Annotated in this window: 15 protein-coding genes; 10 read left to right on the top strand and 5 right to left on the bottom strand. The window is 61.8% G+C overall.

The genetic code is table 11. The features are described 5' to 3' along the window. Window positions 1-155 precede the first annotated feature (155 nt). The 4 genes from DN745_RS12375 (at window position 156) to DN745_RS12360 (ending at window position 3,167) form a co-directional block, all read left to right on the top strand. Window positions 156-494, top strand: coding sequence for an ArsR/SmtB family transcription factor (locus DN745_RS12375; protein ID WP_208112432.1), 339 nt, complete (start codon window positions 156-158; stop codon window positions 492-494). Between the two features lie 103 nt (window positions 495-597). Continuing rightward, a complete protein-coding gene (arsB, locus tag DN745_RS12370) occupies window positions 598-1,635 on the top strand; it encodes an ACR3 family arsenite efflux transporter (RefSeq protein ID WP_111337662.1) in 1,038 nt (345 codons plus the stop codon). 7 nt (window positions 1,636-1,642) lie between these two features. Then, a complete protein-coding gene (locus DN745_RS12365) occupies window positions 1,643-2,092 on the top strand; it encodes an arsenate reductase ArsC (protein ID WP_111335266.1) in 450 nt (149 codons plus the stop codon). A gap of 175 nt (window positions 2,093-2,267) precedes the next feature. Continuing rightward, a complete protein-coding gene (locus tag DN745_RS12360) occupies window positions 2,268-3,167 on the top strand; it encodes a hypothetical protein (protein WP_111335264.1) in 900 nt (299 codons plus the stop codon). A gap of 129 nt (window positions 3,168-3,296) precedes the next feature. Here the strand turns inward: DN745_RS12360 and DN745_RS12355 are convergent, their stop codons facing one another. From DN745_RS12355 to DN745_RS12345, 3 genes are all read right to left on the bottom strand, one after another. Continuing rightward, on the bottom strand, window positions 3,297-5,129 hold the full coding sequence (locus tag DN745_RS12355; protein WP_162687641.1) for a DUF7305 domain-containing protein: 1,833 nt from the start codon (window positions 5,127-5,129) through the stop codon (window positions 3,297-3,299). A 263-nt stretch (window positions 5,130-5,392) separates the two neighbouring features. Then, a complete protein-coding gene (locus tag DN745_RS12350; protein ID WP_111335261.1) occupies window positions 5,393-7,363 on the bottom strand; it encodes a DUF7305 domain-containing protein in 1,971 nt (656 codons plus the stop codon). Between the two features lie 248 nt (window positions 7,364-7,611). Next, a complete protein-coding gene (locus DN745_RS12345) occupies window positions 7,612-9,510 on the bottom strand; it encodes a DUF7305 domain-containing protein (RefSeq protein WP_111335259.1) in 1,899 nt (632 codons plus the stop codon). A 239-nt stretch (window positions 9,511-9,749) separates the two neighbouring features. On the opposite strand from DN745_RS12345, the gene DN745_RS12340 reads away from it, so the two are divergent. From DN745_RS12340 to DN745_RS12330, 3 genes are all read left to right on the top strand, one after another. Continuing rightward, window positions 9,750-9,953 (top strand): dodecin family protein, encoded by a 204-nt coding sequence (locus DN745_RS12340; RefSeq protein ID WP_111335257.1) that lies wholly within the window; start codon window positions 9,750-9,752, stop codon window positions 9,951-9,953. Between the two features lie 248 nt (window positions 9,954-10,201). Further along, on the top strand, window positions 10,202-11,335 hold the full coding sequence (locus DN745_RS12335) for a hypothetical protein (RefSeq protein ID WP_111335255.1): 1,134 nt from the start codon (window positions 10,202-10,204) through the stop codon (window positions 11,333-11,335). 59 nt (window positions 11,336-11,394) lie between these two features. Then, complete coding sequence (locus tag DN745_RS12330) at window positions 11,395-12,285, top strand: hypothetical protein (protein ID WP_111335253.1); 891 nt, start codon at window positions 11,395-11,397, stop codon at window positions 12,283-12,285. A gap of 10 nt (window positions 12,286-12,295) precedes the next feature. On the opposite strand, the gene DN745_RS12325 is transcribed toward DN745_RS12330, so the two are convergent. Continuing rightward, window positions 12,296-13,270, bottom strand: a complete 975-nt coding sequence (locus DN745_RS12325) for an endo alpha-1,4 polygalactosaminidase (protein ID WP_111335251.1) — start codon at window positions 13,268-13,270, stop codon at window positions 12,296-12,298. Between the two features lie 164 nt (window positions 13,271-13,434). Next, a complete protein-coding gene (locus DN745_RS12320; protein ID WP_111335249.1) occupies window positions 13,435-15,816 on the bottom strand; it encodes a hypothetical protein in 2,382 nt (793 codons plus the stop codon). 453 nt (window positions 15,817-16,269) lie between these two features. Here DN745_RS12320 and DN745_RS12315 point away from each other — a divergent pair, with 453 nt between their 5' ends. The 3 genes from DN745_RS12315 to DN745_RS12305 all read left to right on the top strand — a co-directional run bounded on the left by DN745_RS12315 (window position 16,270) and on the right by DN745_RS12305 (window position 20,175). Next, window positions 16,270-17,412, top strand: a complete 1,143-nt coding sequence (locus tag DN745_RS12315; protein ID WP_111335247.1) for a cysteine desulfurase family protein — start codon at window positions 16,270-16,272, stop codon at window positions 17,410-17,412. A gap of 188 nt (window positions 17,413-17,600) precedes the next feature. Next, window positions 17,601-18,404: a hypothetical protein gene (locus tag DN745_RS12310; RefSeq protein ID WP_111335246.1), complete on the top strand. Its 804-nt coding sequence runs from the start codon at window positions 17,601-17,603 to the stop codon at window positions 18,402-18,404. A 451-nt stretch (window positions 18,405-18,855) separates the two neighbouring features. Further along, a complete protein-coding gene (locus DN745_RS12305) occupies window positions 18,856-20,175 on the top strand; it encodes a D-arabinono-1,4-lactone oxidase (RefSeq protein ID WP_111335244.1) in 1,320 nt (439 codons plus the stop codon). Window positions 20,176-20,202 lie beyond the last annotated feature (27 nt).

The raw sequence follows: 20,202 nt of genomic DNA, 5'->3' as shown, positions 1-20,202 counted from the left end.
CGCTCGCAGCGGAGCGGCAAAAATCGCAAATAATGTCTAAGGACTGGGCGTATCATAGGTTAAGTGGTGAAAAAGTGTCAAGGTTACAGGCAGACCGTTGACAAGAGCGTATGTCTAATCGTATTTATGCGATTGGTGTGTGAGGAGAGAAGCCTATGAAGACAACACAATCTGAAACCTGCGCCCCACCGGCTGCCCCGATGCCGTCGGTGCCCGAAGATGAGCTTGAGGCCAATATCCGCCTCGCCGAGCTCGCCAAGGCCATCGCCCATCCCGCGCGCGTCGCCATCGTGCGGCTGCTGATGCGCCAAGATGGTTGCATTGTTGGCGATATCGTCGACGAACTTCCCCTCGCGCAGTCGACCGTTTCCCAGCACCTCAAGCAGCTCAAGAATGCGGGGCTTATCCGCGGCGAGGTCGACGGTCCGCGCGTTTGTTATTGCATCGAGCCTGGCGTTGTGATGCTCCTCAAGGCCCTCGTTAAGGGTCTGTGAGGTTCGGGGCAATTCTTGACTTTAAGGCTCTCTAATATGCGCTTAATCGTATATCGTCGATAGACGGTATGTTGTTGGAATGAAGATCAAGACGGAGCTTTTTATGGGTATCTTTGAACGTTTTCTTTCAATCTGGGTCGCCTTAGCGATTGTGGCCGGCGTCGGACTCGGCCTCGTCGCGCCCGCGCTCTTCGAGTCTGTCTCGCAAATCGAATGGGCCAGCGTGAACCTGGTCATCGCGCTGCTGATTTGGCTGATGATCTACCCAATGATGCTCAAGGTCGAGCCTTCTTGCCTCAAAGACGTGGGTAAAAAACCCAAGGGGCTCGCGCTCACGCTTGTGGTGAACTGGCTTGTCAAACCCTTCACCATGGCCGCGCTGGGCGTGCTCTTCTTCAAATATGTCTTCGCCGGCATGGTACCGGTCGAGGATGCCCAGCAATATATCGCCGGGATGGTCCTCCTGGGCGTGGCGCCCTGCACCGCGATGGTCTTTGTGTGGAGCCACCTCACCGACGGCGACGCCAACTATACCCTCGTCCAGGTGTCGGTGAATAATCTTATCTTGGTGGTCGCCTACGCCCCGATCGCCGGGTTCTTGCTGGGCGTGACCGATCTGCAAATCCCCTGGGATACCCTGGTCGCCTCGGTCATTATCTTCGTCCTAGTTCCACTGAGCGCGGGGATGTTGACTCAAAAATGGCTCACCCGGCGCAGCGGCCCCAAGGCCGTCGAGCGTCTGGCCGCCCGGCTCAAGCCTACCTCGATGCTCGGACTGCTGTTGACCGTGATGCTGCTCTTCGGCTTCCAGGCCGAGACCATCGTCGCTCAGCCCGGACGCGTGCTGCTCATCGCGATCCCACTGGCCATCCAGAGCTACGGCATCTTCGCCATCGCCTATGGGCTCGCGCGCGTTCTTAAGCTTCCGTTCGACGTCGCGGCCCCGGCCGCGATGATCGGCACCTCGAATTTCTTTGAATTGGCGGTGGCCGTGGCCATCAGTCTCTTCGGGCTGGCCTCGGGCGCCGCGCTCGCCACGGTGGTGGGTGTGCTGATCGAGGTGCCGGTGATGCTGTCTTTGGTAGCCTTCGCGAATCGTACAAAAGGGTGGTTCTCAACCGCCGACTCCGTCTCCAATTGAGAAAATAATGCTCCCATTCGACTCCGTTTTATTCCTCTGCGTAGCTAACTCCGCGCGCTCCCAGATGGCCGAAGGGCTGGCCCGCGAAGTTTTCGGCGAGACCGTGCGCGTGCAATCGGCTGGCTCGGCGCCGAGTCGGGTCAACCCCTTTGCCATCCAGGCGATGGCCGAGATCGACATCGACCTGTCGACACATTTTTCCACGTCGGTGGATGACGTCGAGCCCGAGAGCGTTGACCTGGTCATTACCCTCTGCGCCGAAGAGGTCTGTCCCGCATTTCTGGGGAGCGCGCAGCGGTTGCACTGGCCGCTCCAAGACCCTGACCGCAAGGGCGAGGCGCTCAGTGATGCGGAGCGGCTGCATCATTTCAGGGTTATCCGGGACCAACTTCGTTCCCGTCTTGAGGTGCTCGCTGCAGACAAGCACGCCCGAGCGGGGCGGCTTGCCGACCCATAAACCTGTGTTTCGACGGACCACCTTGACCCACCCAATCCTCATGGCGTTAACTATCGATTCCCATAAGTCGGCGGGCCTAAGCGCCGCGCCGACACACCCTGCGCGCTCGCCAGATTGGCGTGGGACGCATCGCTATTTCTTTGCTGATTTGCTCAACGCTAAAGTGAGTTCACCTATGAGACGAAACGATTTCATCCGCACGCGTGGCATCGCTGTGTTGCTTCTTTCCCTCGCCTTGCCTGCAGTCGGCGTGCTCGGTTGCGCGAGCACGGCCCCGGCGGCGATTCAGGGGGACTCAGCCGAGGTGAAGGCGGTGAGCGCGCAAGCTGAAGGAGGCGCGGATGACGTTGAGGGCGAATCGGTGCGTGTGGTGCCGTCGATGGAGATGAAGAAGGCGATCCTCGCGCAGGTCTGTGAGGGGGGCTTCGAGCAGATTTCGAGCGAGGGGCTCGAGGGCGAAGAGGCCGACGTCGCGTGCTCGACCTGTCCGTCATTTACCGAGGGCGCCGACGGGCCGAATTTTATCATTCAGCATATTACGCCCGGTAGTTTTAGTGGGCCTGGGCAAAGCGAAGTTCTCGCCGAATACACCGGTTGCGACAGCGCGGCGGGCGGGTACGGCGGGCGCGTGCTGTTGCGCGAAGTTGGCGATTCGATGGAGGTCGTGGATATCCAGCCCGGCGGCCTCTTTCAGGAGTGTAAGCGTTTTGCCCGAGAGGACGGGCGAGACGAGCTGGTCTGCATGAGCAGCGCGATGCGACAGGGGTATTCGATGGACGCGCTCGACCTCTATTCTTTTGAGGGGCTCACCCCCTCGGGCGAGCAAAAAGCGCAGAGCAAGCGCCTGGCCGAAGTTGAGCGCAACGACGGCGCGTGTCTGATCGAGGATATTGTCGCCGACACCATCCAGGCCTGGTCGATCGAGCAGGGCGAGGCCGGTAAAATTGAGTTGGTCGTCACGATCGAGCAGCAGCGGGTGCCCGAGATTCCCGACGCCTATGAGACCAGCTGCGACGTCCCCGAAGATGAACTTGAGTGGCAGACGGAGGTGGTTGAAACACGCGTTGAACTTTAAGGTCTTCGGCTAATTTTGAGGGTCCCTTGGGGGCGGATAGCCCCAGATGAATCCGCTAATATATAAAGAGGGTCACCCAGCTGGGTGACCCTCTTTTTATGTTTCCGGGGCAATCACGCTCCCCTGAGGTTAACCGGTGATGCAGAACCCATTGTTGCCGCAGCCGCCGGAGCAGCAGTCGTCATTGCTTGTGCAGGCGGCGTTAGACGGTTGGCAGTCGAGCAGGACGCATTCGCCGGCCTCTCCGCAGAGCAGCGGGGAGCAGCAGTCGGCGTCGGACTCGCAGGCGTCGGTCGCGGTCGCGCAGATATTGGGGTCGGGCTGAGGGTCGACGCCCGGTGTGCGGTCGGGGCAGGATTCGCCCACGACGTTGATGAGGCGGTCGTAGTGGTATTTGTTGCCGCCGGTCGAGCCGACGGTCTGTCCGTAGACTCCGCCGAAGAACTCCGAGCTGGTGGTGGATTGGATGCCGCCGGGAACCGCGTAGATAAACCCGGCGATATCCGAGCCGGAGGTGGTCTGCAGGCCTTGGTCCCCGCCGATATAGGCGCGAACAAGGGCCGGGTAATTCGGGGAGCCCAACTTAAAGCCGTTGGTGACCCGAACCGAACCGGCGACGAAGAGGTCGAGCTGCGCGTCGGGCGTCAGGGTGATCGTCACCTTGCCATTGCTCAAGATATCGCCGCCGATATAGAGCGCGGTGTTGCCGTGGGCGACGATCGTGACGCCCTGGTTGCCGGTGATTTCGGAGAGATAATAATTACCGCAGGGCAGGTCGATACGCTTGGTGTTTCCGCCGAAGAGCGAAAAGACATTTTCATCCAGTCCGATAAGCGCGTTGTCGTTATTGGTGCCGCTGCGGCTGGCGACGATGTTGGCGACGGGGATGCGGTCGGCGACATCGCAAGCATCGCAAGGAGGGGCGACGTTGACCTCAGCGCGTTGCAGATTGGCGTAGGTCGTGTCGGCGTCAACGGTCGCCGACGCTGGCACGGTTAAGGTGCCGCCGATAGTCAAATTCCTCCGGACATTGCCGTCGACGAACGCGTCGCCGCCGACCCTGGTGCCCCGACCGAGATGAACGTTGGAGCCGGTGTAGAGCCGCTGGCCGATGGTCGCGCCCGTGGTCGTCTGGACCGCTGCGCCGTGGCCGGATGTATCGGCCGCCCACAGGGTCCCGGTGGTGATAAAACCGGAGGTCGTGTCGATGATCCCATTTGTGGCCAGGCCGCCACCTTCGCCGCCGCGGATATACGGCCCCGTGCTGCTGTCGTAGGCGTCGGCGAATATTTGGCCCGTTGAGCGGATGCTATCACAGGAGCAGACAGCCCAGCGAAATGTGCGCTCGGCGAGCTCGCCGGTGCATTGGCGCTCGACCGAAACGGTGTCCCCCAGGTCGATGGCCGGCCCGCCGCCGGCGCATGCGTCTTCCCGGGTGTCCAGGTTGGCCGCCGGCAGGCAGCTGCCTTCAACGCAGCCTGTGCCGGCTGCGCAGCTGTTGCCGCACCCGCCGCAATGCGCGTTGCTCGTCGCGAAGTCGACGCAGGCGCGGTCGCAGATATTCAGCCCCGGCATGCAGGTGTCCGTGCAGGTTCCACCGGAGCACACCTCGTCATCGCCGCAGGTCACGCCGCAGCCGCCGCAGTTATTCGGGTCCACGACGGTCGGGATACACGTCCCGTCGCAGCGTGTTTGGTAGAGCGGGCAGCTCTCCGGGCCGGTGTCTTCAGCGTGGGCATCCTCCCCGGATTGGGCGTCGGACTCCGCGGAGATATCGGTGTCAGGATTGCGCGGCGTTTTGGAGTCCGGGTTGTCGACGATATCGAACGCGGAGCTGGCGTCCGTCAGGGGCGTGTCTTTTGAGCTTGTGTCGGAATTACAGCCCTGCCCAAAGGCAAGGGCGATGATAAGGAGAGAGAGATACCCGCGGGGCGTCCTAAAATAACGGCAACGATCGTGCATTTGCGGCTCCATTGAATGCGTGCGTATAGCAATAAATTGTGGCTCGTGCCGCTAAAATAGCAGATTTAACCCGGCGTGTATCTATCGTGACGCCACCTGGCGGCATTTTTTTTTTGATGTCTGCTGCTCAGTGCGTTTCGATATGGCTGGACGCGGATGACGCGGGCCGGTTGGAGGCTAATTCGCATTAAAAAAACGAGGCCCCGGCAATCGCCGGGGCCTCGTTTTTTTAAGTCACCTTGATGGGCTCGCTTCGCGGCATATCAGCCGCTGAAGCAGACGCCGTTGTTGCCGCATCCGCCGGAGCAACAGTCACTATTGCTCGTGCACGTAGCGTTGTCGGGTTGGCACTCCATCAGGATGCATTCTCCGGCGCTGCCGCAGAAGAGCGGGGAGCAGCAATCGCCGTTGGAGTCGCAGGATTCCGAGACCGTGCCGCAGACATCGGGGTCAGGATCGGTGCCGGCGTCGGGGTCAGGGTCGCTGCCGGTGTCGGTGCCCGCGTCAGGGCCGGGATCGGTGCCAGCGTCGGGGCCTGGGTTGGGATCCGGATCGGGGTCGGGCGTGCGGTCGGGGCAGGAATCACCGACGACGTTGATGCGGCGGTCGAAATGGTAGTCGCCGCCGTTATTCGTGGCGACGGTTTGGCCGAAGACGCCGCCGAAGACCTCGAGGCCGCCGGTGGATTTAATGCCGCCGGGCACCGCGTAGATATAGCCGCTGAGGTCCGCGCCGGTATTGGCGTGGAACCCTTCGGCACCGCCGACATACATCCGAAGCAGCGCCGGGAAATTCGGCGAGCCCAACTTCAGCCCGGTATTCGTTTTGACGCCGCCAGCCACGAAGATATCGAGCTGAGCGGTGGGCGTCACCGTGATGTGAATGGGGCTGCTGGAGTTGATATCTCCGCCGATATACAGCGCGGTATTGCCCGTGGCGACGATGGTGATCGCCTCGTTGGTCGCGATTTCGGAGAGGTAATAATGACCACACGGCAAGTCGACGCGCCGGGTGCCATCGCTGTCGCCCGAGAAGAGATCTTCGTCGAGGCCGATGAGGGCGTTGTCATTATTGGTGCCGCTTCGGCTGGCGACGATGGCGCCGACCGGGATGCGCTCATCGACTCCGCAGGCATCGCAGGGGAGGGCGACGTCGACCGGACCCTCTTGGTGGGCCGCGAAGGTGACGCCGTTATTGATGCTGGCCGAGCTCGGTGAATAGAGGGTGCCGCCGATCGTCATGCTGCGCTCGATACCGCCGTTGACATAGACGTCGCCGCCGATGGTCGTGCCGGTCCCCAGCTTGACCGAGGAGCCGGCGTGCAGGCGCTGGCCGATGGTCGCGGCCATATTCGTCTGGGCGGCGGTGCCGGTATTGAGTTCGTCGGCCGCCCAGAGCGTGCCGGTAACTGTGAAGCCGGAGTTGGCGCGCAGCATGCCGTTGGTGGCTACGCCGCCGCCGATGCCGCCGGGGGTATACGGCCCCAGGGTGCTATCGTAGGCGTCCGCGTTCATCCCGCTATTGCTGATAAGATCTTCGCAGGAGCAGACCGCCCAGCGGAAGGTGCGCTCGGCCAACTCGCCGGAGCATTGGCGCTCGACGGTGACCGTGTCGCCCAGGTCGATGGCGGGGCCGCCGCCGGCGCAGGCCTGGTCACGCGGGTCGAGGTCGGCTGCCTGGTCGCAGACACCCTCCACACAGCCCTCGCCCTGGCCGCAGGCGTTGCCACATGCGCCGCAATTGTCACTATCGCTGTCGAAGTCAACGCATCCACGATCGCAAATATCGAGGCCGGGCATGCAGGAGTCGGTGCAGGTTCCGCCCGAGCATACTTCGCTTTCGCCGCATACGATGCCGCAGCCGCCGCAGTTGTCGGGGTCGGTGCTGGTGGGGATGCAGACCCCGTTGCACTCGGTCTGATATACCGGGCACCCTGGAGGTTGGCTCGCATCGGGATCGCCGGGGCGCGTGTCGTTGGTCGTATCTGCGGCCCCCGAATCCGTCGTGGTGTCCGACTGCGAATCCGTCGGGTCCGTGCCCGAATCCGTCGGGTCCGTACCCGAATCGGTGCTTCCTCCGCTGTCCGACGAAGTCGTGTCATTGGAGGTTGCATCGCTGAGTGTTTGCTCGCCAGTGCTTGTGTCGTCATCACAGCCCTGAGCGAATATCAGCGCGATAATCGCGAGTAATAAATAACAGCGGGACGTCCTAAATGAACGGCGAGGTTGATGCATTATTCTTCTCCAATGAAGATTTGCAGTGTGTCATTAATAGTGACTACGAGATGGAGAATAACATAAATCACACAAAGCTGTATTCAGATCGCGTTGCTAGCCCGAAAATTTTTCGGTTTTGAGGACTGGATATTTAAGACAAGGCTCGCCTCTGTGAGCCGTAGAACGCGCTCGATATAAAAAGCGAAGCCCCGGATCGTAGCGGGGCTTCGCTTTTAGTCTTCGATTTTCATCATGCTCGCGACGCCTTAGCCAACGACGCAGAAGCCATTATTCCCACAGCCGCCCGAGCAACAATCATCATTGCTGGTGCACGCGGCGTTGGCCGGCTGGCACTCCATCAAGACGCATTCGCCGGCGCTGCCGCAAATCAGCGGGGCGCAGCAATCGCTTGAGGAGCCGCATTCGTCGGAGGTCGTGCCGCAGATATCCGGTTCGGGTTCGGTGCCCGCGTCTGGGCCTGCGTCCGCTCCCGCGTCTGGCTCAGGATCGGTTCCCGCGTCGGGGCCGGGGTTGGGATCCGGATCTGGATCGGGGTTGTCTGCGGGATCCGGGCAGGAGTCCCCGATGACGTTGATGCGGCGGTCAAAGTGATATCTTCCCTCGTCGTTCGTCGCCACGCTTTGGCCGAAGACGCCGCCGAAAACCTCGAGGCTGCCGGTGGATTTAATGCCGCCGGGCACCGCGTAGATATAACCGCTGAAGTCGGCGCTTGTATTGGCATGCACGCCGTCTACCCCGCCGACATACATGCGAAGGAGCGCCGGGAAATTCGGCGAGCCCAATTTCAGCCCGGTATTCGTTTTGACCGAGCCGGCCACGAAGATGTCGAGCTGGGCGGTGGGCGTCACCGTGATGTGAATGGGGCTGCTGGAGTTGATGTCCCCGCCGATATACAGCGCGGTATTTCCGGTTGCGACCAGGGTCACCGGCTGCGTAGTCGCGATTTCGGAGAGATAATAATGACCACACGGCAGGTCGACGCGGCGGGTGCCGTCGCTCTCGCCCGAGAAGATATCCGGATCGAGACCGATCAGGTCGTTGTCGTTATTTGTCCCGCTGCGACTGGCGACAATCGCGCCCACCGGGATGCGCTCGTCGACTCCGCAGGCATCGCAGGGAAGACCGACATCGACCGGTCCGTGTTGAATATCTGCGTAGGTAACGCCGCCGTCGACGGAGACCGAATTCGGGGCGTATAAGGTGCCGCCGATTGCGAGGGCGTCCGCCACATTACCGTTGATATAAGCGTCGCCGCCCACGGTGGTGCCGCTTCCAAGGTTTACCGAAGAGCCGGCGTGCAGGCGCTGGCCGATCGTCGCGGCGCTATTGGTGCTGACCGCGATTCCGCTATTAAATTGGTCGGCTGCCCAGAGGGTTCCGGTGGTATAAAAGCCGGAGTTCGCTTTAAGGGAGCCGTTGGTCGCAACGCCGCCGCCCTCACCGCCAGGGACATAGGGTCCAATGCTGCTATCGTAGGCATCGGCGAACATCCCGTCGCCTCGCCCCGTGCTGTCGATATCTTCGCAGGAGCAGACCGCCCAGCGGAAGGTGCGCTCGGCGAGGTTGCCGGAGCATTGGCGCTCGACGGTGACGGTGTCACCCAGGTCGATGGGGGGGCCGCCGTCTGCGCAAGCTTCGTCGCGCGTACCCAAATCGGCTGCTGGCGCGCAGCTTCCGTCGACGCAGCCCTCGCCCTCACCGCAGGCTGAGCCGCATGCCCCGCAATGGTCGTTGTCGCTGCCGAAGTCGACGCATTGGCGGTCACAGATTTCGAGCCCCGGCATGCACTCTTCTGTGCAGGTTCCGCCCGAGCATACTTCGCTTTCGCCGCAGGTGATGCCGCAGCCGCCGCAGTTGTCGGGGTCGGTGCTGGTGGGGATGCAGACCCCGTCGCATCGGGTTTGATAGGGCGGGCAATCGGTCGTCTGGCTGGCGTCGCCTGCGGCATCTTCGGGCGTGGTATTGCCTGAATCTGCCGGCGTATTGCCGGTGCCATCGCCCGAGGTTGTACCGTCGGAGATTGCATCGCCGGTTATGCTATTTGTGCCAGTGTCGTCATCACAGCCCGTCGCAACGATGACTGCAGCGATAGCAAGGGCGAAAGACCAACGCGATGATCTGAATCGCAGCGTGCGGCTCTTCATAATTCGTCCGGTGTATAGTTATTCCAATACAATACGCTGGCCCCATATTAACAGCTATCAGGACCCACTTGAAGCTCGCTCAGTTTTGCGGTCGCCCACAGATTTGCTTGACAGTCCGCGAGCCGTGTTTTGTTTGAAGGCACTCGTTTGATGAAATGAGTGGGCCGTCCACGTTTTGTGTGGGCAAAACTATTCACGCAGGGCGCTCTTTTGGGTGCCTGTTACTCTTTGGGGTTATTATGCAAGTTGCAAAAGTTACCGAGATTATCGCCAGCAGCCCGAACTCGTTTGATGACGCTGTCGCCCGTGGGGTCGAGCGCGCTTCGAAGACGCTTAACAATATCGCAGGCGTCTGGGTGAAGGAGCAAAAGGCGACCGTCGAGAACGGCAAGATTACCGAGTATCGCGTCAACCTTAAGTTGACCTTCTTGCTCGAAGATTGATTCGGCGCGCGCGTGTTTGCGCCCTTAGGGCCTGGCGTGTGTGGCTCGATTAAGTATAAGCCCAAGCCCTCGGAGAAGACCGGGGGCTTGGGTTTTTCATTGAGCATCGCCACCGAGACGTTTTAGAATCCTCGACCAACCGCGCTTTTTGGCGGGGCATTGAATTTTTAAGTTGGAGTTCACGTGTTATATGTGGCGTTCAATTGCTGTATGGACGGTTGTTTTTCTACTGAAACCCCGAGCTGTAAATGATTGTATTTCCCAAGCGTAGCTTTTGCATATTCGTCTGCCTCGTTAGCTTTATGGCGCCTGGAGCGCTGTCGGCTCAGGAGGCTCCGGTGGAGGCGGCGTCGGCGGCAGCCCCTACTCCCACTGCGAACCAAGACGCTCCGGAAGGTTGGGCCATCTTAGAGCGCGCGCTCGACGCGCTGGCTGAATCCGACGAGAAGGCGGCGCGCAGCGCCCTCGAAGAGCTCGCCGCGCAATATCCCGAGCATCCAGCCAGCAGGCTTTCGGCCGATGCTTTGGCGACGCTGCAGGCCCGCGCGCTGCAGAAGCCCAAAGCCTCCCATCATATTGGCCGAAACGGAGAAGAGGAGACCAACGCGGCGCGCGCCGAACTCGTCGCTTTTCAGACCGTGCATGGTATCGCGCTCGGCGCTGAGTTTTGCTCCGCCCTCGAGTGTGATGATGCGCGCCTCTACACGACGATGCTGGCCGTGGGCGGTGGCGCAGGGCTGGGTCTGTCGCTGCTCGCTAGCGATGGCGGTGTGACCCCGGGCTTCGCGACGCTCATCAACTCCGGCACGCTCTGGGGCGCGTTTAACGGCGCGATGCTCAGCAACGCGCTCAATTCAGGGGACGACATCGCGGCGTTCATGGCTCCGGCGCAGCTTGCGGGAATTGGGGTCAGCGCGCTGCTCTGGAACCAGTTGAGCCCGACCGCAGGCGAGGTGTCTGTGGCCAATTCGGGTGGTATTTGGCTCGGCACTTTGACCGCTCTGGGGCAGTTGGCCGTCAACCACGATAGCAATTCAGATGCGATCATCTGGTCGATCCTCGGCATGGCCGACCTGGGCATCGTGGGCGGCGCGCTGCTGTCTCAATATGAGCCGATGACCCGCGGGCGCGCGCTGGTTATCGACACTGGCGGTGTCCTCGGAGGGCTCGTCGGGATGGGGACCTATGTGCTCATCAATCCCGAATTTAACGAGCCGACAGGGTTCGCGCTCAGCACCATGGCGGGCATCGTCGCAGGGCTTGGCACGTCGGCTTATTTGACGCGTCATTGGGACGCCCCGGACAACGGCCAAATCAGCGCGAGCTGGGGCATCGCGCCGACCGAAGAGGGCGCGGTGCTCTCCTTGTCGGGTCAATTCTGAGTTTTTCCGGCGCCGCCTCGCAGACTAGGTGGGCCTCATTACTTTTTAGGAGAAAATGCATGCGTCATTTAACGAAAAGTAGTCTGGGCCTCACCCTTGGTCTGCTCTTTATATTGAGCGCTGCGCCGCTCGCGGCCCAAGAGGCTGCGCCGGCGCCGGAAGAAAAGTCGAGCTTTGCCCGCACGGAGTTCGTCGCCGTTCAAACCGCCCATGGCCTGCTGCTCGGCATTGAGTTTTGCGATGTTATTCAGTGCGGCAGCAATGCTTTGGCGATCTCGAGTCTGACCGTGGGCGCCGGCGCAGGGCTTGGCCTCTCACTGCTCGCCAGCCGCGATGGAGTGACCCCGGGCTTCGCCACCATCATGAACTCCGGGGCGTATTGGGGGGCATTTCACGGCGGGTTTATCACCGCAAATCTGACCAAGAATTCGAGCACTATTTCGGGAGTGATGGGCGTCTCGCAGCTCGGAGCGATGGGCGTCAGCGCGCTTATCTGGAATCAGTGGCGCCCGACCGCCGGCGAAGTCTCGATGACCAACTCCGGCGGCCTCTGGGTTGCGCAGTTGAGCGCGCTCGGGTTCTTGGCCGCGGGCGCCACGGATTGGGAGCTTGAGCCTGTGGTGTGGGCGCTTATCGGCCTGACTGATGTCGGCTTGATCGGCGGGGCGCTGCTGTCTCAGATCAAACCCATCTCGCGCGGGCGCATGCTCATGATCGATCTGGGCGGCGTGCTCGGCATGGTCGCCGGAATGGGCACCTCCGCGCTTATCGCGCCCAGCAGCGAGGTCGCCGCTGGCATCAGCGGCATCGCTGGAACGCTCGCCGGCCTGGGGATCGCGACCGTGATGACCCGCGATTGGGACGCCTCCGATGACGAACGCGTCACGGCACGCTGGGGCATCTCGCCCACCGAGGATGGGGCGACGCTCTCCTTGTCTGGTGCGTTCTGAGCCTGCGTGGCTACGGACACCCCACCGCCCAGCCATCCAGCTCCCAGGTGAAGATCAGCGTCGAAAACCCGCCAATGCTCGCGTCGCCACATACCTCAGCTTGCTTGGCGCTCGCCTCACTCACGGCGTCGATATACTCGGCGTGAAACACGGCTTTGCCGGCGTCGATAAACGGGCGAAGCATCGCGCATTCGTCGTAGCTCAGGCAGGACTCGTTGAGCGCCCAGTCAAAGTCGGGCTCGAGGGTGGCGACCAGGTCGAGGGCGTTTTTCAGGCCGATGGACAGCCCGCGCTGGTGCGCCTGGCGCGCCAAAAAGCGATTATAGTCGAGCTGGTCGGCCTGGCTTAAATCGAGGCCGGTCGCGTTCTGGTAGGCGTCGACATTATCGGGCTCGACCGCGTCGCACCCCTTGCTCGCCGCCAGGTCCAGGCGGGCCTGCATGATCTCGCGCAGATTATCCGAGCGGATATCGACCCACCACTCGCCGGGCCAATTGCCCATCGGGTCGCCGTAGTCGCTCGCCTCGAACCGCTCGGCGTCCTCGCGCCAATCCTCGTAGCTGCCGGCCGAAAAATAACAGATGACCCGCACGCCTCGCGCCTGCAGGGCGGCGACGGTCGCGGCGGGTGTGTCAAAGAGGTCGATATCGTAGACCGCGACGTCGAGGGTCGTGTCGACTTCGCCCTGCAATTGCCAATGCCAGGTCGTGTTGGGGGCGGGTTGCCAGAAGTCGCGTGACTCGGCGTCGGCCTGGTGGGTCACATCGGCTTCGCGCGTCGCGTCTGGCTCAGCCTTCTCGGCGTCTACTTCGCTAGTCTCTTCAACCGCGGCGTCCGTCGCATCTGTCACGTCATTCGCCTGATGGCCCGAGTCCTGTGCCGATGTGGCGTCAAGATCTTCGGTCGACGCCGCCTCGCAGGCTGAGAAAATTAGCGCGCAGGAGGCGACGAAGAGCCAGCGAATCGACGAATGCTGATGAACCATAGGTGTGTCCTCGTGTGGCCAATGGGTTGGGTTGGGCTGCGCGGGGCGGCAGGATACGCGCTTTTATGGCGCACGAAAACCCTGGTCATCTGCGGATGCGCGCAAAAAAGCCCCGAACCAGGTTCGGGGCTTTTGTCGTGCTTCATCGGGTGTATGCCCGAAATTTAGTTGAGTTCAATACGCTGGATGGCCAAATACTCCTGGCGGAGCAGGTCGCTGGAGGAGCGGCCTTCAATGGACACGGCGTAGGTGTCCTTGGGGATCTCCACTTCGAGGGTGCCGTCACAGTCAACGCCGTATTCTTCGACTTCGCCGTTGGTCAGGCTGGTCAGGGTGATGTCGGCGAGCTGGTAGGCGTCGTCGGCGCATTGGCTGGAGGGCTGTGGGGCCTGCCCGTTGAGCTGGGCGACCAACTGCACGGTGGCGGTGGGCATATTGGCGGTGATGGTCATGTCGGCGTCGACGACCAGGTTGGCGTGGGTCTGGAAGTCGCGGCGGAGCAGGTCGCTGGAATATCGACCTTCGACCGATACACGGTAGGTGTCCTTGGGGATCTCCACCTCGAGGGTGCCGGCACAGTCGACGCCGTATTCTTTGACTTCGCCGTTGGTCAAGCTGGTCAGGGTGATGTCGGCGAGCTGGTAGGCGTCGTCGGCGCATTGGCTGGAGGGCTGTGGGGCCTGCCCGTTGAGCTGGGCGACCAACTGCACGGTGGCGGTGGGCATATTGGCGGTGATGGTCATGTCGGCGTCGACGACCAGGTTGGCGTGGGTCTGGAAGTCGCGGCGGAGCAGGTCGCTGGAATATCGACCTTCGACCGATACACGGTAGGTGTCCTTGGGGATCTCCACCTCGAGGGTGCCGGCACAGTCGACGCCGTATTCTTTGACTTCGCCGTTGGTCAAGCTGGTCAGGGTGATGTCGGCGAGCTGGTAGGCGTCGTCGGCGCATTGGCTGGAGGGCTGTGGGGCCTGCCCGTTGAGCTGGGCGACCAACTGCACGGTGGCGGTGGGCATATTGGCGGTGATGGTCATGTCGGCGTCGACGACCAGGTTGGCGTGGGTCTGGAAGTCGCGGCGGAGCAGGTCGCTGGAATATCGACCTTCGACCGATACACGGTAGGTGTCCTTGGGGATCTCCACCTCGAGGGTGCCGTCACAGTCGACGCCGTATTCTTTGACTTCGCCGTTGGTCAAGCTGGTCAGGGTGATGTCGGCGAGCTGGTAGGCGTCGTCGGCGCATTGGCTGGAGGGCTGTGGGGCCTGCCCGTTGAGCTGGGCGACCAACTGCACGGTGGCGGTGGGCATATTGGCGGTGATGGTCATGTCGGAGTCGACGACCAGGTTGGCGTGGGTCTGGAAGTCGCGGCGGAGCAGGTCGGAGGAGAATCGCCCTTCGACCGATACACGGTAGGTGTCCTTGGGGATCTTCACTTCGAGGGTGCCGTCACAGTCGACGCCATATTCTTCGACTTCGCCGTTGGTCAGGCTGACCAGGGTGATGTCGGCGAGCTGGTAGGCGTCGCCCCCGGAGCATTGACTGGAGGGCTGCGGGGCCTGTCCGTTGAGCTGGGCGACCAACTGCACGGTGGCGGTGGGCATATTGGCGGTGATGGTCATGTCGGAGTCGACGACCAGGTTGGCGTGGGTCTGGAATTCGCGCCGGAGCAGGTCGGTCGAATGCGCCCCTTGAATCGACACACGATAAGTGTCTTTGGGGACCGCAACTTCAAGGCTGCCGTTGCACGGGATATCGTATTCTTCTTCTTCGCCATTCGAGATGCTGACGAGCTTGATATAGCCGAGGCGGTAGGAGGTGTTCGAGCCACATTGGCTGGAGGGCTGCGGGGCCTGGCCGTCGACCTGAGCGACGAGCTCGACGGTGGCGGTGGGCATATTGACCGCGATGGTGTCGGAGTCGCCGGTGCATACGCCCAGTGTGTTGCAGCTAAAGCCGTCGGGGCATCCCTGCGGGCAGGTTGCCCCGCAGATATTTTCTTCGCCGCTGCCGCCACAGCTCAGGTCTCCGTCGCAGCCGCCGCAGTTGAGGGTCTCGCCGCAACCATTGTCGATCGAGCCGCACTGCGCGCCCACGTCGGCGCAGGTGGTCGGCTGGCATTCGCCCTCATAGGAGCAGCCCGAGCTGTTGACCTCGAGGCAATTATTCGCGCAGGTCAGCGTTCCGCGATCGAAGCCAAGCGACTCACAGCTCGCTCCGGCGAGGTCCGAGCCGTCGCATACCTCGGGGCTTTGAATCGTGTCGTCGCCGCAGGTCGCCGGCGCGCTGCATTGTGTCAGCTCAAAGCCCAGGCATGTCGACTTGCACCCGAGTTGACCGCCGGTCGCGCCCTGGGACTCGCAGGTCTCCCCGCCCAATTGCTCCCCGTCGCAGACCTCGCCCTCGTCGAGCTGACCGTTGCCGCAGGTCTCGGGGGTCTGGGGGCGTTTGTTATTGGTGGCGTCGGAGTCGTCGCTGCACCCCAATGGGGCGATGACGAGCAGGGCGAAGAGGCATAGCAAAGTGAAGAAATTTGTCTGAGAGCGCATTGAGCTGTCCGTTAGGGGTTAGCAAATTATGAAGTCGACTGGGCTTCTTTGCCCGAACTTCGGAGACAATACAAGACTTTGAACATCATTAGTTCGAAGCGCTGCGGGGTGGACGAACGCTGGCCGAGAGCAGAAAGATAAGCCTCGGCGCTGAATGGATTTTCAGGGTTGAGGGTCCTAACAAGTGTTCTAGAACACCTTCTGCTGGGCTCGAGCTGGCGCCAAGTGTTCTAGAACACCTTCTGCTGGGCTCGAGCTGGCGCCAAGTGTTCTAGAACACCTTCTGCTGGGCTCGAGCTGGCGCTTAAGGGTATGGGCCGTCGGGTCGCTGACCCGTGTCTGGGCGAGAAGAACCCGTGGCTGGGCGATGGAGAGTTGTTGATGCGGCATAGGTGTTGGGGTAATGGCTCAACTCCGACGCGCCAAGCCCACTATATAAATTATGGAGAAGCCATGCAGACCGATGACCTCATCTATCTCGACCACAACGCGACGACCCCTCTGCTGCCCGAGGTGGTCGACGCGATGCTCCCCTATTTGCGTGAGCATTTCGGCAATCCTTCGAGCGGGCATCTCTTCGGGCAGCGCGCGCATCGGGCGGTCGAGGAGGCCCGCGAGCAGGTCGCTCAGCTGATTGGCTGCGAGGCGGATGAGGTGATCTTTACGTCGGGCGGAACCGAGGCGAATAACCTGGCCATTCGCGGCGTGATCGAGGCGGCAGGTGGCGCGGGCGAGGTCGTGACCTCGAGCGTCGAGCACCCCGCGACCGCCCAGCCCTGCGCCTGGTTGGAGCAACGCGGCACGACGGTCACGCGCCTGGGCGTCGACGCGACCGGCCGGGTGCGCGAGGACGAGGCCGCCCGCGCCATCACCGACGCGACGACGCTCGTCACCGTCATGCACTCCAATAACGAGACCGGCACGCTTCAGCCCATCGCCGCCATCAGCCAGGCCGCCCGCGCGGCCGGGGCGCTCGTCCACACCGACGCCGCGCAATCGCTGGGTAAAGTCCCGGTGAACGTGCAGCAATTGGGCGTCGACCTGCTGTCTTGTGCCGGTCATAAACTCTACGCGCCTAAGGGTGTCGGCGCGCTCTATATTCGCCGCGGCACGCCGATCGCGCCGTTCACGCTGGGCGCCGGGCACGAGCGAGGCCTGCGCCCGGGCACCGAGAATGTCGCATCGATCGTCGGCCTCGGGCAGGCGGCGCTGGCCGCGCGCCGCGACCTGGACGAAGTCGCCGAGCGCATGCGCTATCTTCGCGATTTGCTCTGGTCACGCCTGTCCGCTGCCATTCCCAACCTGGCCCTCAACGGTCACCCTGAGCTTCGCCTGCCCAACACGCTAAATGTCCGCTTTCCGGGCGTCACCGGCGACGCGGTGCTCGCCGGCGCTCCCGAAGTCGCCGCCTCCACCGGCTCGGCCTGCGACGCCGGACAGACCAGCGCGTCGGCCGTCATCCTCGCCATGGGCATCCCCGCCGAGCAGGCGGTCGGCGCGCTGCGGCTCAGCCTGGGGCGCGACAGCGATGAGACACAGATGCTTCGGGCGGCCCACGCGCTGATCGAGTCCTGGACGCAGGCGGTCGGCGCGTAGATGATGGGTTTTGCTAGTTTTACCCGCTTAGATTGCGCTGCAATCATAATCCATGTAAATGTGGGGTCCGACTTATTTCCTCATGAGGTGTTATGAAAGCCAGGCAGTCTTTTCGCGCCCCACTTCGTCCGATTGTCCTTTGTAGCGTTTTGTTCGCGATGCTGTTTTTAACCTCTGCGTGCTCTCATATGAGCTATTCACGCGGCGTTGAAGACACCATTTCGCGCGGCTCTCCCGAGAAAAAGCCCGACACATATTATGAGGCCGAGCTCGACATGAACGAGATTCGGCTGGTGGATAATTTGGGGGTTTTCTGCGCCGCTCTGGCTGAAACCAGCGAACAGATCGGCAACGAAAGGAAGGCGTATCAGGAGGCTGTTCGGGATAAAAAACGCTCCTATGAGTATTCCTGGCGCGAGCGAAGCCCCTCCGAATTCCAGGGCATGAGCTGCGGGGCATATTATAAATGGGGGAGTTCGGATGCGGGGAGATATTATATCCCCGGAAATCCACCCGATGGCCGCGAGTATTCGAGCAGCTATGGCGAGGGCGGGTTGTCGGTCAGCGGCGTCGCCAAGCTTGTCGAGGACTGGGATTGGCTGCGTTTCTCCGCCGGCGCGCGCATCGGCATGGGCCGGTATACCCAGACCTTCGACAAGACCCCGCCCGAGGTTCATAAGCTTGACTGGGCTCTCCGGGTCCCGCTCGACATCGGCGTGCATATCTATCCGGAGTTTCTATACGGTTTCGGTATCGAGGGGTTTGGCGGCGCAGATCTAGTCGGCTGGGCGTTGAGCAGCGGCAACGGCGATTTCAGCGAGAAATTCGACTTTGGCGGGCGCGCGGGCTATATCTTCACCTCGACCTACTTCGCGTTGAGCGCGTATGCGGGGTGGGAGCGGCGCAACTTCACCTTCGGCGAGTTCTGGACCCAATATGACGCCCTTGTATTTAGCGCAGCGATCGACTTGAACTATTTTGAGATCTTTTAGGTCACCCAGGCTCACCGCGCCCCCCCCCGAGAGGAGGCGTCGGAACGCAAGTGATGATGCTCACAAGGGCAAGGGCGCAAGCGAAAAAGCTCCGATATTGACTCGGGGCTTTTTTGCGCCGAGAGCCCCTCCTTTGGCGCGTTTCGACGGAGCGAAGATTGTACGAAAGTTCGCTCGCCACAAACCGAATGACTGAAACAAATGACGTCGGAGTTTCCTGATGCATCATCGTTGGCTGGGTTCGCTCTTCGCCTTTATTACTCTGATATTAATGGCCGCTCATCTCGCGACGCTACGCTTGGAGAATTTGAAGCACTCGCGTCGGCGCGTGGAGTGACTTGGTATTTTTAGCGCGGCGCGCTAAAAATATGGCTCATCGCTTCAGCTCCTGCGGCAACGATCGTAATGATGGTCGACAGGGTGAGCCCCAAGGTGCACCGGGTTAAATCGCATGATTAAGCCATTGACGCGCGCTTCATCTCGAACCTTCCAAACATGGGGGCGCACGCATCGATGCGCGCCTGTGGCGCTGCATTTGCCCGAGAGCGAGGCCGAGGTCGTGGCGCTGGTCAAAGAGGTCGGCCGGCGCGGCCAAACGCTGCGGGTCGTGGGCGCGGGGCATTCCTGGACCGATATCGCCTGCACGGATGGGCATTTGCTGCGCCTTGAGCGCCTCAATCGAGTGCTTCGTATCGACCGGGAAAACGGGTTGGTGGTGGCCGAGGCGGGTATTTCGCTCAGGGAGCTCGTGTGCCACTTATCGGACTTCGGCCTGGCCCTGCCGTCTCTTGGCTCGATCGCCGAGCAAACCCTGGCGGGGGCGATTTCGACCGGCACCCACGGCAGCGGCGCCACGGTGGGAAACCTCTCATCGCTTGTCGAATCGCTGCGCCTGGTCACCGGGCGCGGCGAGGTTGTCGAAGCGTCGAGGGAGCATCACCCCGACGTCTTTGCGGCGGCGCGGGTTGGGCTGGGATGCCTGGGCGTGATCACGCAGGTGACCATGCGCTGCGTGCCGATTTTCAACCTGCACGAGCGTTGTTGGACGCTGCCTTTTGATGAAGCGCTTCGCCAGATGCAAACCCTGGCGGATACCCACGAATTTATAAAGTTTTGGTGGCTTCCGCATACCGACCGCATCCAGGTCTTCGCGGCCGACCGCACCAGCGCGCCCGAGACCTGCCCCGCCTTGACTCGCCGGGCCGATAAATTGGGCATGATCACGCCGGTCTTCCGGAGCATCCTGTGGCTCGGCGGGCATTTTTCGCCGGCGATTCCGACGCTTAACCGGCTTGTTTGTCTCGGGTATTTTGGCCAGAGAGAGCGCGTGGAGCGAAGCGACGGCGTCTTCAACCTGGCGATGCCGCCGAGGCATCTGGAGGCCGAGTTTGCCTTCGCGCGCGAAGACGGCCCGGCGGCCTTCGAGCAACTTCGCGCATGGGTCGAGTGGGAGCAGTTGCGGGTTAACTTTATCGGTGAGTTGCGCTTTGTGGCGGCCGATGACATCTGGATGAGCCCGGCTTATGGGCGCGACGCGTGCCATATTGGCGCCTATTGCGGCAGGAGCGCGCATGCGCCCCAATATTTCGCGGGGCTCGAGGCGATCGCCGCGCGGATGGGAGCGCGCCCGCATTGGGGAAAGATGTTTGGCTGGGAGGGCGCAGAGCTTCGTCGGGTATTCGAGCGCTTCGATGATTTTTGCGCGCTCCGCGATGAGCTTGACCCCGACCGCGTATTTGAGAATGCGTTTAGCCGACGTGTATTCGGTTAAAAGGAAGTTATCTATGGAATGTGAACA

The organism is Bradymonas sediminis (genome assembly GCF_003258315.1).
In the GTDB taxonomy this organism is placed as follows: domain Bacteria; phylum Myxococcota_A; class Bradymonadia; order Bradymonadales; family Bradymonadaceae; genus Bradymonas; species Bradymonas sediminis.
This window is presented reverse-complemented; position numbering and strand designations above follow the sequence as displayed.

Bases quoted from the DNA above. Each gene is read 5' to 3' on its own strand.
- DN745_RS12375 (WP_208112432.1), top strand. From the start codon at position 156: ATGAAGACAACACAATCTGAAACCTGCGCCCCACCGGCTGCCCCGATG.
- arsB (WP_111337662.1), top strand. From the start codon at position 598: ATGGGTATCTTTGAACGTTTTCTTTCAATCTGGGTCGCCTTAGCGATT.
- DN745_RS12365 (WP_111335266.1), top strand. From the start codon at position 1,643: ATGCTCCCATTCGACTCCGTTTTATTCCTCTGCGTAGCTAACTCCGCG.
- DN745_RS12360 (WP_111335264.1), top strand. From the start codon at position 2,268: ATGAGACGAAACGATTTCATCCGCACGCGTGGCATCGCTGTGTTGCTT.
- DN745_RS12355 (WP_162687641.1), bottom strand. From the start codon at position 5,129: ATGCACGATCGTTGCCGTTATTTTAGGACGCCCCGCGGGTATCTCTCT.
- DN745_RS12350 (WP_111335261.1), bottom strand. From the start codon at position 7,363: ATGCATCAACCTCGCCGTTCATTTAGGACGTCCCGCTGTTATTTATTA.
- DN745_RS12345 (WP_111335259.1), bottom strand. From the start codon at position 9,510: ATGAAGAGCCGCACGCTGCGATTCAGATCATCGCGTTGGTCTTTCGCC.
- DN745_RS12340 (WP_111335257.1), top strand. From the start codon at position 9,750: ATGCAAGTTGCAAAAGTTACCGAGATTATCGCCAGCAGCCCGAACTCG.
- DN745_RS12335 (WP_111335255.1), top strand. From the start codon at position 10,202: ATGATTGTATTTCCCAAGCGTAGCTTTTGCATATTCGTCTGCCTCGTT.
- DN745_RS12330 (WP_111335253.1), top strand. From the start codon at position 11,395: ATGCGTCATTTAACGAAAAGTAGTCTGGGCCTCACCCTTGGTCTGCTC.
- DN745_RS12325 (WP_111335251.1), bottom strand. From the start codon at position 13,270: ATGGTTCATCAGCATTCGTCGATTCGCTGGCTCTTCGTCGCCTCCTGC.
- DN745_RS12320 (WP_111335249.1), bottom strand. From the start codon at position 15,816: ATGCGCTCTCAGACAAATTTCTTCACTTTGCTATGCCTCTTCGCCCTG.
- DN745_RS12315 (WP_111335247.1), top strand. From the start codon at position 16,270: ATGCAGACCGATGACCTCATCTATCTCGACCACAACGCGACGACCCCT.
- DN745_RS12310 (WP_111335246.1), top strand. From the start codon at position 17,601: ATGAGCTATTCACGCGGCGTTGAAGACACCATTTCGCGCGGCTCTCCC.
- DN745_RS12305 (WP_111335244.1), top strand. From the start codon at position 18,856: ATGATTAAGCCATTGACGCGCGCTTCATCTCGAACCTTCCAAACATGG.